The sequence below is a fragment of the Acidobacteriota bacterium genome (genome assembly GCA_022340665.1).
Taxonomy (GTDB): domain Bacteria; phylum Acidobacteriota; class Thermoanaerobaculia; order Thermoanaerobaculales; family Sulfomarinibacteraceae; genus Sulfomarinibacter.
The window spans coordinates 1-12,774 of record JAJDNM010000043.1 but is presented as its reverse complement, the minus strand read 5'-3'; the positions used below and the strand labels follow the sequence as shown (position 1 = coordinate 12,774).

The following is a 12,774-nucleotide window of genomic DNA, read 5'->3' as shown; positions in this document are numbered from 1 at the left end:
GATGCCCAACAATCGCCACGGCCCGGAGGAACTTTCGCCACGATCCGGCATCACACTTGAAGAAGACGTTCGATACGGGAGGTCCGCATGCGTCGACGATTTCTGCGCCCGCTGTTCATTCTCGCAGCTAGCGTGGCCATTCCGGTGGCCGCCAACACTCTCGTGGTCGCCGAGGTCTCGTCCGGCAACCTCATAGAGTTCGAGGGCGGGTTTGCCGTCCACCTGGCCGGGGTGTGGGTCCCCGACCCGATCACCCCGATCGGTCGGCAGGCCCACGAGTTCGTCAAGCTACGGATCGAGGGCAAACGCGTCGCGGTGTTCACCTGGACCACCGACAACACCGCAGCCGGAATCGTTCATGGAGAGGACGGACTGGCCTTTGCCACGATCGTGTATGGTCGGGGTCTGTCGGAAAAGGGATCCGGCACCGATATCGCGGCCGAGCTCCTCGAGCTCGGTTACGCGAGAGTTGATCCGGAACATCTACCCGATGGATACGAGCATTACCGCGAGATCGAACGACGGGCGAAGCAGCAGAATCTCGGCCTTTGGGCGCCCTAGAGCTTGCTCTCGAGGGCTTTGACGAACTCGTCCGCGGCCGTCTTCAAGGCGTCCGGATTTTGCGATCCGGCGTTGCCCACGAATGAGGGCTTGACGTAGACATTGACCTGGTCGTCAGTCCGCATCACCTGGTCGATGGCGAGCGCTACCACGGTCCCGTCCTCTGCGGGGTCCGATTGCGCTCGAATCATCCCGTCGGGCCGGTTCTTTTCGACGACCTCGTAGTCGAGCTCGATCAACACCATTTCGATGGCGCTCCACACCCTGTCGGGGTCCTTGAAGAAAGTCACTGTCCAGGAATCGTCGGAGGAACTCAGGTAGGCCGAACAGGCGATCGACGACACCACGACGATCACCAGGGTAGTGCCAATCATGAATCTGCCAAAGGGCCGCAAGAAACCCTCGGGCGATACCTTGAATTCACGCTTCATTATCGACCTCCGGTCGGTGCGCGATAGTCGCATTGTAAGCGAACCTCTGGCTGTAGGGATATTGTCACCAGCCGGAGATTACTCGCCCTAGAACCGGGAGGCAAACACGTCGACTAGCCCGTTTCTTGGGCTTCTTGTCCGGCTCTGAATCTCGGCTTTTGCGGGCGACCACTCAATCCGGCGGCTTGTCGCAGCGAACCTCGTCCCCGCTACAGAAACCTCCGCCTTTTCGGCAAAGGAGGCGGTTCGCGCTTCTCGTCGAAGAGATGCATCACTGCCAGGACAGGATGCCTCTTCAGCATCCTCGGCCCGGCGTATCGCATGACCTCCCGCATCATTTCCCGCGGTTCCGCGCGGTAGCAATGAATCGGACAGTCGCTGCAGGTCGGCTTATCCGGACCGTATGGGCAGAGTTCGAGCTTGCGGTCGGCAAATGCCGCGAGTTTTGCGCACGCGGGGCAAAGGCCGCCGCCACCGTGGTGGCCGGCACAGTACATCCCGACCATCAGACGAACGGTCTTGCGCTCCCGTCGGAGCCTCTGTGAGTCGCTCACAGATAACCACAACGAAGTCTCGGCGCGAAAGAATCCCTCGGTGGAGATTCCTGATTCCTCAGGTGTCATTCCCGCTTTGGATTGGATTGGCGCCCGGTTTCCCTTCGGTCAGGTTGTCGTAGAAGCGTTGCGTCGGGTAGGCGAAGTCGATGTCGTCGGATGCTGCGAAGGCATCGAGGATGTCCTCCCAGATGGCCTGTTCGGTGCTTCTTCTCCGGCGGGGATCGCAAAGATAGCGAATCGTCAGCAGCACCCCGCAGTCGCGAACCGTGGTGTAGACGGTCGGCGTCAGCTTCGAGTAGAAGATCATGAATTTTCGTGCCGCCTGCCGCACCTTCGCTTCTGCCGTCTCGCTCAACTCCGCGCCGTGCCTCGCGGCAATTTCGGCCAGGATTTCCCTGGCCCTCTTCCAGTCGCTTTCGAAGGTCACCAGCACTGCGATCTCGTTCCATATCAAATCGAAACCCATGGTGAAGTTAGCCAGCGATTCGGTGAAGACTCGGCCGTTGTTGACGTGGATCACGCGTCCCGTGCTCTGGTCGGCATCGACCCAGTTGCCGATTTCGAGCAAGGTGAACTGAAAGATTCGGAGGTCGATGACGTCCCCCGCGGTACCGCCGATCTCGATCCGGTCACCGACCTCGAACGGCCTCCGCCAGAGGATGAAGGCCCAGCCGACGAAGTTCGCCACCAGATCTTTGAGAGCGATGGCGAGGCCTGCCGACAGGAGACCGAGGAAGGTCGCGAATGACGAGAACCCCTGGATCCAGATCACCCCGAGAGCAAAGACTGCGACGGTGACCGCCAGATACTGCGTGCTTTTCTTCCACCTGTAACGGACCCGAACATCATCGCTGCGGCGGTTCACGACGACCAGCACTAGAAACCTGATCAACCACAGACCCAGGATGATCGCGATTGACGCCAGCAACCGCTGCCGGGTTGCCGGATCCAACTGAACGGCCTGTTCAACCGCTCCGAAAAGCTCTTCTAGGAAACTCATCCTGCACAGCATGGCACAGACCTGTCTCACCGCAACCCCTCACCGCCCGGTCGCTGGTAGGATCCACGTGCGCCCACAGGGAGGTGCCAGTGACCGAACACGATCCCCTCAGACACTATTTCGGGCTGGCCGACGATCTGGCAGACATCAAGAGCGCCAGGGCGGCAATCCTGCCGGTGCCGTACGACCAAACGGCGACCTGGCGCAAGGGCGCCGCCCGCGCTCCAGAGGCGATTCTCGAGGCGTCGCACCACCTCGAAAACTTTGACGTCGCGCTCGGCATCGAACCATGCCGGTGGGGCATTGCCACTCTCGACCCGGTAGAGTTCCAGGGCCCTCCAGAAGAACTGGCGGATCGTGTCGATGCGCGGGTCGGGGAGCTGATCGAGAGAGGGACCCTACCGGTGACTCTGGGCGGCGATCATTCGATCTCCATCGGCGCCATCAGGGCGGCCGCGCGCCTCGTACCGGACCTCACCATCCTGCAGCTCGACGCCCACTCCGACACCCGCGAGTCGTACCACGGCTCGCGTTTCAATCACGCCTGCACGATGAACTGGGCTCGGAGGTGGTGCCCGATCGTGCAAATTGGTATCCGCGCGGTCGACGGACCCGAGATGCCGCACCTCGATCAAGAACGTGTCTTCTTCGCCCACGAGATCTGCCGTCCCGCTGAGGATTCGAATTGGATCGAACGGGCCGTGGACCTGCTCACCGGCAAGGTCTACCTGACGATCGACGTCGACTGCTTTGATTCTTCCGTGATGCCGGCCACCGGCACCCCCGAGCCTGGAGGCCTCGACTGGTACCAGGTCGACGCCCTCCTCGAACAGGTGGCAGAGCACCGCACGGTCATCGGCTTCGACGTGGTCGAGCTCCTGCCGACCCCGGGCCTCTGGGCGAGCGACTTCCTGGTCGCCAAGCTGATCTACCGGTTCCTCGGAAGGATTTTCGCGAACTCCAGCGACGACTGACAATCGCCGCCCTTTTCCTCGTTCTTGGTTATGATCTCCGGCATGAATTCACCTTGCCAAATCGTCCAGTCCACCCGGGTCGCTGCGGCCCTGCTTTTTGTCATCCTGTCCGCCGTACTCGGAGCCGCTTCCCCCGGAAATGCTCTTCCGGACGGCGTAGTCGTTTCGGTTGATGATGCGACGGGCCGAAACGGTACGTCCGTAACCATCGGCGCCGACATCCTCGCAATCGACCTCGACGGACGGATGCCGGCGAACCTGCACCCCAGATATCGAATCTCGACCGGTGCTTCAGATCAGAAAACGGCCGCGCCGGGCATCGAACTGCGGCCGGAGACCAGGCAACGGGCGGAGAGCGGTCAATCGCATGCAGCAGTGGTTTTCAGCTCCGGATTTACTCTCGCGGCAGCCGAGCGGGAGGTTGTGTTGCTCGATCTCGGTCGTTGTGCGACTGGCGGTGACGCGGCGGTATGGCTGCCGAAAGAACGCGTGTTGATCACCGGCCAGATAACAAGCGAAGGCCGGGTGGAGGCGACTATCGATACCGACCTTACCGCGTGGTTCGGTGCCCTCGAGCGGCTCCAGAGCCTTGGGCCGAATATCGTCATTCCCGGACATGGCAGCCCGGGCGGAGCCGAGGTGCTCCGCGACCAGGTCGCCCGCCTAACAGATCTTCGGGCGACCGTCGAGGCCGCACTCCTCACAGGGCGATCAGCCGAGGAGATCGTCGAGAACACGTCAACGGACTGGTTCGTCGAGTGGCGCGAGCAGGACCCTGCCGCGACCTCGGTCGCGGTCGAGGCGATGGTCGCAGAGATCGGCGGGCTTCGAATGCCTTGGGAGCTCGCAGAACGCCGTCTTCTCCGCGAGGGGGAATCACCAACACGAGATGATGCGGATTGGACCCCGCCGCGCAAGGTACTGTGGCGCGACGATTGGCCCGAGCGGCTGCCCCTCCTTGCCCTGGTGGCTCCCGGCGTAGAGATCGTGCCCTTCGATTCAACCGAACAGGCCTTGAAACAGGTCGAAGGTGCCGACGCCATCATCGGAACCGCAACCACGGATTTGCTGGCGGCCGGCTCCCACCTTCGCTGGGTCCAGGTCGGCTCGGCCGGTGTCGAACGCTACCTGGAAATTCCCCAGCTCGCCAGCGGCGACGTCCTCTTGACCAACGGCCAGAAGCTCGCGTCACCGGAGATCGCCGAGCATGTCATGGCCCTGACGCGCGCTCTCGCGAGGGGCCTCGGTCATGCCGTCACGGCACAGAATCGCGGAACCTGGATCCGGTCCGAGATTGGTGACCTCGCCCGGCTGCAGCGGCTGCGCGGCAAGACGATGCTGGTGGTTGGGCTCGGCGGCATCGGCACCGAGGTCGCGCGCCTCGCCTCCGCGGCAGAGATGCGGGTGACGGGAATCCGATCCAGCCGGCGGAGCGGGCCCCCGTTCGTCGACCGGGTCGGGCTCACCGAGGACCTCCCGGTCTTTGTTTCCGAAGCCGACGTGGTCGTCAACTGTCTGCCGTTGACCCCGGACACCGCCGACATATTCAACACAGAGCTCTTCGACGCCATGAAGCCGACCGCCTTCCTCGTCAACGTAGGCCGTGGCGGCACGGTCGATACAGATGCGCTGATTGCCGCCCTTTCCAAGGGCCAGATCGCGGGCGCCGGCCTCGACGTCACCGATCCCGAACCGTTGCCGCAAGGCCATCCATTGTGGAAGGCTCCGAACCTGATTATCACCTCGCACTACGCTGCCTGGTCCGACATCGGGCGTGAACGACGCTGGTTGCTCTACCGAGAAAACCTCAGGCGCTTCGTCGCAGGCGAACCCCTGCTCTCGGTCGTCGATCCGAAGCGGGGTTACTAGATGCTGGATGCATCCGGAATAGTGCCGATAGCCGGGCGGGTGGGCGGATCGAGCCATCCAGCATCCAGCCTGGAGTACCGAGGAGACGGGTTTCAGAGGTACGACCTCGGGTTGACCGCCGTGCCCTGGAGGCGGATCTCGTAGTGGAGGTGGAAACCGGTCGCGTTGCCGCTCTTGCCGACCGTGCCGATCACGTCTCCCCGTCTGACTTTTTCGCCCCTTTTGACGTTGATCGTCAGCAGGTGGGCGTATAGCGTCTCGTAGTCCCGGTCGTGCTCGACCACGACGGTGCGGCCATACCTGCCCGATCGGCCGACAAAGCTGACGATTCCATCAGCGGTCACGCGGACGGGGGTTCCCTTCGGCACTGACAGGTCGAGGCCCTCGTGTCGCGAGGATCCTCGAGGGGCTCCGAAGTTCGAAGTCACAATCGCAATATCGTAGGGAACAGGCCAGCCACGAGGTAGCACCGACGACTGCACCTGACGGGTGCTGGCGCACCCCTGAATCAAAATCGCAGCGATGCTCAGGGCGACGATGAAACCGAAACGGCGAATCCGGGCGTCTCGTCCCGCCATGAGTCAATTGTATGGCGGACCTCGACCGGTTCAGAGCGATGAAGCATCCACAGCAATTTCGGCCGCGATGTCCTCGACGCACCGGGAAAGCTCTGCGACCACTGCTCCGCCTCCCGAACCGTTGACCCGGCGGCTCGACTCGTAGGACTTTTCCAAGAGCGGTGGCTGGTATCTGGCTACTTTGGCGTCACGGATCACTACATCCAGCCTGACCCGCGCCTCGACATCACCGTCGCCGTCCACCTGCTCACACGCCACGACCTTGCCCGAGACCACCAGGTCCCTTCTGGCCTCGCGCGGCGCACCGAACTCGGCCGCCAGCTTTTGCTGGACCAGTTCCCCCAACGATCCCGCCCAGTAATCGGTCGCGTAGTATTCGATTCGAGTCGGCGATGCGAGGATCATGATCTGGCTGCGGCCAAGCGCTTCGGTGGTTTTGAACCGCTCGACCGTGATTTTGGCATTCGCATCAGCCCGGCCCGACGATGCCGTGCCGAGGGTGTAGTAGTCGATCTTCGGCGCCGAGGCACACGCGCACAAAGTGCAGAGGACCACTGCAGCGATTGGAGTCGCTCTCATTTCGTCTCCCCGTTTCTTCTACCCTGCGCTTCCCTGCCGCGAATCAGCGCATCCGGCTGGTCGGCCAAGATGCGGGAGAACTCCCTCAGGTTCCGCGTCGTCTCCTGGAGGTTGAGCAGCGTCTCTTCCAGCGTCGGGCGCTGCTCGTCGATCAGGTCGGAGCTGTTGCCGCTCAGATCCTCCAAGTAGCCGAAGGTCGACTGGAGGGTCGTCAGGAGTTCGTCGAGCCGAGTGTTCAGCTGACCGGTCAGCTGCTCGATGTTTTCGAGACTCCCGTGCAGCGAGCCCTTGTTGTCGGAAAGGACCTGTTTGAGTTCCGCCATCAGCTCGGTGGCCGTGGCCTCGAGTGTGCCCAACCCGCCGAGAAGCTCGTCGATATCGGCCCGGTTGTCCTCGATCACGCTCCCTGCGCTGCGGGCCACCTGCGCACCTTCATCGAGCGTCGTTTTGAGTGACGACATCAATTCGGCCAGATCGACGGCTTCGGTGTCCCCGCCGGTGCCGGCTCCATCATCCACGCCGAGGAGGGCGTTGATGCTGTCCAGCGTGGTCTCCAGCTTGGCGACGACGCCATCCAAGGCCGGCACATCGAACAATCCCCCGCCCGAGGCCGACGTGAGTGTGTCTCCGCTCTCGTGCAGTGGCTCGTTGGCATCTCCGGTCGAGATCTCGAGGTGTTTCTCGGTCGTCAGCGTGATCTGTTCAATAGTCGCGATGCTCCCGTGATTGACTGGAATCTGGGCCCCGACCTCGGCCGTTACGCGAATCCGCGCACGGTCTTCCGGATCCGGTTCAATTGTCGAAACCCGCCCCACACGGACCCCACCAAAGCGTACGTCAGCACCGGTGTTGAGACCACCGATGTCGGTGAAAACGGCGAAATAGACCTTTGTGTCCTCGTCCCCCGCGCGACATCCCCTGATTGCGACCAGGAACCCGATCAAGATAATGAGGCTGGCCAGCACGAACAGGCCGGCCTTGATCTCGGTTGCGGTGAAATCGTGCTGCTTCGCTGGCATCTTCCCTCACTTCATCCTTGGCCGGTCAGGGCTCTCGTGTAGGCCGCGTCCGTCGACTGGTCGTCGTCCGGGCGACGGGCAAAGAACTGTTGGACGTACGGATGGTCGGATTCCTCCAACTCCTCGTAGGTGCCGATATCGACCACCTGCCCGTCCTTCAGCATGCACACCCTGTCGGCGATCAACTCGACGCTCTCCATTTCGTGAGTCACGACGACGCTGGTGATCTTGAATGTCTCCTGCAGCTTGCGGATGAGCTGGTCGATCCCAGCGGCCACGATCGGATCGAGTCCGGCCGACGGCTCGTCGTAGAAAATGAACTCGGGATCCATCGCCATGGCGCGGGCGATTCCTGCCCGTTTCTTCATGCCGCCGCTGAGCTCCGAAGGCAGGTAATTTTCGAAGCCCCCAAGTCCGACCAGCTCGAGCTTGATTCTGGTCATGATGTCGATCGTCGACTCCTCGAGCTCGGTATGCTCGCGCAGGGGCAGGGCGACGTTATCGGCCACTGAGATCGACTGCAGGAGGGCCGACCCCTGAAAGGACATGCCCATCTTCTTGCGCAGCTCGATCCGTTCATCCTCGGTCATTGCGGTGAAGTCCTCACCCTTGATCAGGATCCGGCCCGCTGCCGGACGCATCAATCCAACCAGGTTTCGCAGCAAGGTGGTCTTGCCGGAGCCGCTCCCACCGAGAATCACGAAGACCTCGCCCTCGCGAATATCGAAGTTCACGCCGTCGAGCACGGTCCGGTCGCCATATCGGACCACCAGGTCTTCGACGGCGATGATTGGCTCTTGATTCTCTGCCATGATCACAGGAAGTAGAACAGAACCGTAAAAACCAGGTCAACGATGATGATCAGGAAAATCGCGGTCACCACCGACGCCGTTGTCTGTCGCCCGACGCCCTCGGCTCCGCCTTCCACCTGGAGCCCTCGATAAACACCAACCCAACAGATCGCAATCCCGAAGAACACGCTTTTGACGAGACCGGCGACGAGGTCCTTCTCAACCAGCGATCGTGTCGTCTGGTCTATATATATGCCCGAATCGACTCCGACCACGACAACCGAAGCCAGATATCCCCCGAAAATCATGATGAACATCGCAATCACCGTCACACAGGGCACGGCGAGCAGCATCGCCAGGAATTTGGGAACGACGAGATACTTGATCGGGTTCAGGCCCATGACCTCGAGCGCGTCGATCTCCTCCCCCACCTTCATCGTGCCGATCTCGGCCGTGATCGCCGACCCGCTACGGCCGGTGATCAAGATGGCGCTCATCAAGGGAGCCATTTCGCGCAGCGCCGAGACCGCGACCAGCGTCGCGATGAACCGGTTGGCACCCCATTTATCCAGCGTGTAGGAGGACTGAAGCGCGATGATGACTCCGACCAGAAAACAGATCATGCCGACGATCGGCAGGGAGCGGACTCCGAATTCGACAAAGCTCTCGACCGCGCTCCGAATTCGCAGCCCCTTGCCTCGTAGCGGCGCGACGATCATCCAGGCGAAGGTCTCGACCATCAGCACCGACACGCGGGCCGCTGCGGCCAGCTGATTCAAGGTCCAGCGTCCGACGAGGCCCGGTGCCTCGATCATACGATTTTGAAGACGCCGTCGAGGCGGGCCAGCTCGAGCACCTGGATCACCGCCGAGGAGGGGGCCACCAAAGTGAACTTCGCGCCGTTCTCATTGGCAGCCCGAAGCCCCTCGACAAGCGTGGCGACGCCGGAGGAATCTATATAGCTGACCCCGCTGAGGTCGATCGACAGACGACCATCACCTGAGGGCATGGCCTGCAGGATCGCCTTGCGCAACTCCGGGGAGCTGTAGAGGTCGACCTCGCCGGCCACACGGATCAACCGCTCGTCCGGTAATTGCTCGCTCTCAATCGTCAGACCCATGATTCTCCCTCACCCTGGATCGATTCAACCTCATCGTGACACAGTTGCCACCGCTCACACCCGGGCAGAAATCTACTTCATCGAACACCCGATGGATGAGCTGGATACCGAGACCGCCGGGCTGCAGATCATCCATTTCGGGTGCTTCGAGCTTCCGTCGCGTCGTGCACTCCGGAGGGCACGGCTCACCCTGATCCGAAACCTGGAAGGCCAGCCAATCCGGTTCGGCGTGCAGCGTCAGCTCCACAGATCCGTCGGATCGGCCTCGGTAGGCGTGGCGGATCGCGTTGGTACACGCCTCGTCTATCGCCAGGACGACATCGTTCGCGGTTTTCGCGTCGATTTCGCAGGACTCGACCCATCCGCGCACCAGGCTCCGGATCGCTGCAAGGAGCTTCGGATCCGAACGCACCGTCAGGCGGAGGTCCTTCTGCAAATCAGTCATCGCCGGTGTACCTCAGAGCGATCATGGTGCAGTCGTCGTGCGGTGTCATCGGGGAACAAAAGTCGTAAACGTCACCCATCACTCCATCTATCAAACGGTGCGGAGTCGCCGGAATATTTTCTTGCAGGGCCCGCTCGAGACGTTGCAGCCCGTACTCCGTGTCGGCCTCGTTGCCGGGCGCCCGAGTGGCCCCTGACCTGGCTTCGACGATGCCGTCTGTATAAAACATGACGGTCTCTCCCGGTTTTACGACGTCGGTCACGTCCTCCCACGAAACGCCCGCCAGGACGCCTATCGGCGGGCCCGAGGCACCGAGCGATGTTTCGATCCTCTCCTCGGATACGACCAACATCGGGTGGTGACCCGCGTTGGCTCCGACCAGTCTCCCATCTCGCAGGTCGATCACCACCACGGCAACAGTGCAGAACATCCCTCTCCGACTTCGCCCGACGAGCCCCTCGTTGAGCGTGGCGAGGAGCTCGGAGGGAGATCCCATACCGGATGCGCTGAGGCGGAACTCCGCGAGCAGCTGAGCCATCGTCAACGCAGCAGGGACGCCCTTCCCGCTGACATCACCGATCAACAAACCGACCCGATTCTCATCGAGACGCACGAAGTCGTAGAAGTCACCGCCGACAACCTTCGCCGGCACCGTCGCGCCGAAGACCTCATATCTCGAGTCTTCGGTCGGCCAATCGCTGACCAGAAAACCTGCCTGGATGTTCCCGGCAGCCTCGATATCCTGCTCCATCTTCTGTTTTTCGAGCAACATCCGGTGGTTTTGCGCGTTGTCCAGGGCCAAGCCGGCACTGTTTCCGGCGGCGGCGGCGAGCAGGAGATCATCGTGGGTGTAGGCATGGTCCGCCACGTCGGTATCCATATAGAGGATACCGAGGATCCTGTACTGGGTACGGATCGGAACACAGAGGATCGATGTCAGCCTCAGTGCAGCGATACTCGCAGAAGGATCCAGCTCCGGATCCGTCCAGCCGCTCTGATAGAGCACATTCTCGCCGTCCCGCAGGACTCGGCGGGCAACACTCTCGGAAATGTGGATTTCATCCACTCGAGCCGGTTCCGGGATCCCATGGTGGATAGTGTGGACATGCCCACATATGCCGCACGGATGGAGCTCCCCGTCCGGTCCGGAAAACAGCACGGCTCCCCGGTGGGCGCGGATCGCGCTGGTCGTCGTCTCCAGCACTCGGTCCACCAGATCACACGGATTGAAGTTCGATGCCAGGGCGTTCATCAGCGTGTAGGCCGCTTCGAGAAGATCCTTGGAGGTCGAGGTCGGAGGCAACTCTCTTTCACGTCCATCGGGATCGAGGACCGTTTGCAGAAAAACGGTCTTGCCCGAAACCCTTTGCGGCTGGCTGTCCGGCTCGAGCTCGAAACGCAGCGTCGTCTCTCCGATGATCATGCGGTCGCCGTCCTCCAGCGAGCATACGCTGGTCGGTGACCCGTTGACGATGGTCCCGTTTCGGCTCCCGAGATCGCGGCACATGTAACCGTCACTGGTCGCGCGAATCTCGACATGGCGTCGCGACGCCGAGGAATCCTGGAGCACAAGCCCGCTGTCCGCCGCCCTCCCGACGACCAGGGAGGCCCCGACTGGAACCCGCCGGCTCTGTTCCCCTTCGCCGGTCACGATGAAGCCCTGCCGTTGATTGCGTGCCATGACCTTCCCAGACGCTATATCGGCTCGGATGTGCATGCAAGTCCCACTGCCCCCGATCGTTTGTCGAATCCGGATTTAGCAACCCGACCGCGCCTCTTCCGTATCTCCGGCTATGGTCCTGCCCCGCGGAGCCGATCGCGAGTCCTGGAAATTAATTGAGATCTCTTCCGGAGGGATACGGATGAAGAACTGTTGCCGAACGGTCCTGTTAGCTATCACGTCTCTGACCTGCATTTATTCACTCGCAGAAGCGCAGTATTCGGTGACCGATCTGGTCGACGCCGCAAAACGTGGTGACTACCACGCGGTTCACAAGCTCATCGAGAACGGCTCCAACCTCGACGCCCGTGGGCCGATGGATTTCACCGCCCTCCACTGGGCGGGAATTCGCGGGCACTGGCGCATCGTCGAGGAGCTCGTCGCGGCAGGAGCTCCGGTCAACGCGGTCGGCGGCGACGGAGGCACCCCCCTCCACTGGGTGTGCCACCATGATCAACCCGATGCTGTGCGTCTCCTACTCGACGCCGGCGCCGACGTCTCGGTTCAGAACCATTGGGGACGCACTCCTCTCCACGTCGCCGCTCGTCGCGGCTGCGTCGAGGTGGCCGAAATGCTGATCGACGCCGGAGCAGACCCAAATGCGACGACCAGCGAGGGCTGGACGCCGATGCACGTCGCAGCCAAGAGTGGGCACGTCGCCATATTGGATCTGCTGGAGTCGAGGGGAGCGGATCCGACCCGCAGGGACAGTGATGGTCTCACGCCGTGCCGGGGTTGGCGCAGGCGACCTTCAGCCATCGAAGCCACCGTGAACGCTCCAGATGATTACGTTGGCATCTACGATCTCGGACGGGGATTCACGATCAAGGTGTGGAACGATCAGGGGCACCTCCATCTTCGCGAATTTGCACCGGACGGCCTGGTCCCGGTTCGAGAGGACGAGTTCGTCTGCCTGCAGGAACCGTGGCGGGTAAGGTTTTTGCGCGATGAAAGAGGTTCGGTGCACGAGATTGAGGTCCAGTTCCTTAGGCGAACGGTGCGTGGCACCAAGCGCGACGATCCCCGCTACATCGGATCTCAAGCGTGCGTCTCCTGCCACACCGGATCTGATAGCGGACGGCAGGGCATCGTGTGGATGCAAAGCCGCCACTCTCACGCCTACTGGAGAC

The 12,774-nt window shown here is 61.9% G+C and carries 15 protein-coding genes; 4 read left to right on the top strand and 11 right to left on the bottom strand.

Annotated elements, in window-relative coordinates; all coding sequences use genetic code 11:
• Positions 1–87: 87 nt before the first annotated feature.
• Positions 88–561, top strand: coding sequence for a thermonuclease family protein (locus tag LJE93_05870; GenBank protein ID MCG6948426.1), 474 nt, complete (start codon positions 88–90; stop codon positions 559–561).
• Here the strand turns inward: LJE93_05870 and LJE93_05865 are convergent.
• From LJE93_05865 to LJE93_05855, 3 genes are all read right to left on the bottom strand, one after another.
• On the bottom strand, positions 558–992 hold the full coding sequence (locus LJE93_05865) for a hypothetical protein (GenBank protein MCG6948425.1): 435 nt from the start codon (positions 990–992) through the stop codon (positions 558–560). The genes LJE93_05870 and LJE93_05865 overlap by 4 nt on opposite strands.
• 209 nt (positions 993–1,201) lie before the next feature.
• Entirely contained in the window at positions 1,202–1,615 is a 414-nt protein-coding gene (locus LJE93_05860; GenBank protein MCG6948424.1) for a nitrous oxide-stimulated promoter family protein, read from the bottom strand.
• Positions 1,605–2,549, bottom strand: coding sequence for a mechanosensitive ion channel family protein (locus LJE93_05855; protein ID MCG6948423.1), 945 nt, complete (start codon positions 2,547–2,549; stop codon positions 1,605–1,607). Before LJE93_05855 ends, LJE93_05860 begins: the two co-directional genes overlap by 11 nt.
• 89 nt (positions 2,550–2,638) lie before the next feature.
• Between LJE93_05855 and speB the strand changes: the two genes are divergently transcribed.
• Both speB and LJE93_05845 read left to right on the top strand, forming a co-directional pair.
• Positions 2,639–3,523 (top strand): agmatinase, encoded by an 885-nt coding sequence (speB, locus tag LJE93_05850; GenBank protein ID MCG6948422.1) that lies wholly within the window; start codon positions 2,639–2,641, stop codon positions 3,521–3,523.
• 42 nt (positions 3,524–3,565) lie between these two features.
• A complete protein-coding gene (locus LJE93_05845) occupies positions 3,566–5,392 on the top strand; it encodes a hypothetical protein (GenBank protein ID MCG6948421.1) in 1,827 nt (608 codons plus the stop codon).
• A 92-nt stretch (positions 5,393–5,484) separates the two neighbouring features.
• Here LJE93_05845 and LJE93_05840 read toward each other — a convergent pair whose 3' ends face one another.
• Genes LJE93_05840 through LJE93_05805 form a run of 8 tightly spaced genes read right to left on the bottom strand, consistent with a single transcriptional unit; the run spans position 5,485 to position 11,605 of the window.
• A complete protein-coding gene (locus LJE93_05840; GenBank protein MCG6948420.1) occupies positions 5,485–5,970 on the bottom strand; it encodes a M23 family metallopeptidase in 486 nt (161 codons plus the stop codon).
• 30 nt (positions 5,971–6,000) lie between these two features.
• Positions 6,001–6,549, bottom strand: coding sequence for an ABC-type transport auxiliary lipoprotein family protein (locus LJE93_05835; protein MCG6948419.1), 549 nt, complete (start codon positions 6,547–6,549; stop codon positions 6,001–6,003).
• A complete protein-coding gene (locus LJE93_05830) occupies positions 6,546–7,568 on the bottom strand; it encodes an MlaD family protein (GenBank protein MCG6948418.1) in 1,023 nt (340 codons plus the stop codon). The genes LJE93_05835 and LJE93_05830 overlap by 4 nt, the downstream gene beginning before the upstream one ends.
• 11 nt (positions 7,569–7,579) lie before the next feature.
• A complete protein-coding gene (locus tag LJE93_05825) occupies positions 7,580–8,380 on the bottom strand; it encodes an ABC transporter ATP-binding protein (GenBank protein MCG6948417.1) in 801 nt (266 codons plus the stop codon).
• Positions 8,381–8,382: 2 nt separating this feature from the next.
• On the bottom strand, positions 8,383–9,174 hold the full coding sequence (locus LJE93_05820; GenBank protein MCG6948416.1) for an ABC transporter permease: 792 nt from the start codon (positions 9,172–9,174) through the stop codon (positions 8,383–8,385).
• Positions 9,171–9,479 (bottom strand): STAS domain-containing protein, encoded by a 309-nt coding sequence (locus LJE93_05815; GenBank protein MCG6948415.1) that lies wholly within the window; start codon positions 9,477–9,479, stop codon positions 9,171–9,173. Before LJE93_05815 ends, LJE93_05820 begins: the two co-directional genes overlap by 4 nt.
• Positions 9,463–9,924, bottom strand: coding sequence for an ATP-binding protein (locus LJE93_05810; GenBank protein MCG6948414.1), 462 nt, complete (start codon positions 9,922–9,924; stop codon positions 9,463–9,465). The genes LJE93_05815 and LJE93_05810 overlap by 17 nt, the downstream gene beginning before the upstream one ends.
• On the bottom strand, positions 9,917–11,605 hold the full coding sequence (locus LJE93_05805; GenBank protein ID MCG6948413.1) for a SpoIIE family protein phosphatase: 1,689 nt from the start codon (positions 11,603–11,605) through the stop codon (positions 9,917–9,919). The genes LJE93_05810 and LJE93_05805 overlap by 8 nt, the downstream gene beginning before the upstream one ends.
• A 181-nt stretch (positions 11,606–11,786) precedes the next feature.
• Between LJE93_05805 and LJE93_05800 the strand changes: the two genes are divergently transcribed.
• The coding region (locus LJE93_05800; GenBank protein ID MCG6948412.1) for an ankyrin repeat domain-containing protein at positions 11,787–12,774 on the top strand (988 nt) is incomplete at its 3' end.

Bases quoted from the DNA above. Each gene is read 5' to 3' on its own strand.
- LJE93_05870 (MCG6948426.1), top strand. From the start codon at position 88: ATGCGTCGACGATTTCTGCGCCCGCTGTTCATTCTCGCAGCTAGCGTG.
- LJE93_05865 (MCG6948425.1), bottom strand. From the start codon at position 992: ATGAAGCGTGAATTCAAGGTATCGCCCGAGGGTTTCTTGCGGCCCTTT.
- LJE93_05860 (MCG6948424.1), bottom strand. From the start codon at position 1,615: ATGACACCTGAGGAATCAGGAATCTCCACCGAGGGATTCTTTCGCGCC.
- LJE93_05855 (MCG6948423.1), bottom strand. From the start codon at position 2,549: ATGAGTTTCCTAGAAGAGCTTTTCGGAGCGGTTGAACAGGCCGTTCAG.
- LJE93_05845 (MCG6948421.1), top strand. From the start codon at position 3,566: ATGAATTCACCTTGCCAAATCGTCCAGTCCACCCGGGTCGCTGCGGCC.
- LJE93_05840 (MCG6948420.1), bottom strand. From the start codon at position 5,970: ATGGCGGGACGAGACGCCCGGATTCGCCGTTTCGGTTTCATCGTCGCC.
- LJE93_05835 (MCG6948419.1), bottom strand. From the start codon at position 6,549: ATGAGAGCGACTCCAATCGCTGCAGTGGTCCTCTGCACTTTGTGCGCG.
- LJE93_05830 (MCG6948418.1), bottom strand. From the start codon at position 7,568: ATGCCAGCGAAGCAGCACGATTTCACCGCAACCGAGATCAAGGCCGGC.
- LJE93_05825 (MCG6948417.1), bottom strand. From the start codon at position 8,380: ATGGCAGAGAATCAAGAGCCAATCATCGCCGTCGAAGACCTGGTGGTC.
- LJE93_05820 (MCG6948416.1), bottom strand. From the start codon at position 9,174: ATGATCGAGGCACCGGGCCTCGTCGGACGCTGGACCTTGAATCAGCTG.
- LJE93_05815 (MCG6948415.1), bottom strand. From the start codon at position 9,479: ATGGGTCTGACGATTGAGAGCGAGCAATTACCGGACGAGCGGTTGATC.
- LJE93_05810 (MCG6948414.1), bottom strand. From the start codon at position 9,924: ATGACTGATTTGCAGAAGGACCTCCGCCTGACGGTGCGTTCGGATCCG.
- LJE93_05805 (MCG6948413.1), bottom strand. From the start codon at position 11,605: ATGGCACGCAATCAACGGCAGGGCTTCATCGTGACCGGCGAAGGGGAA.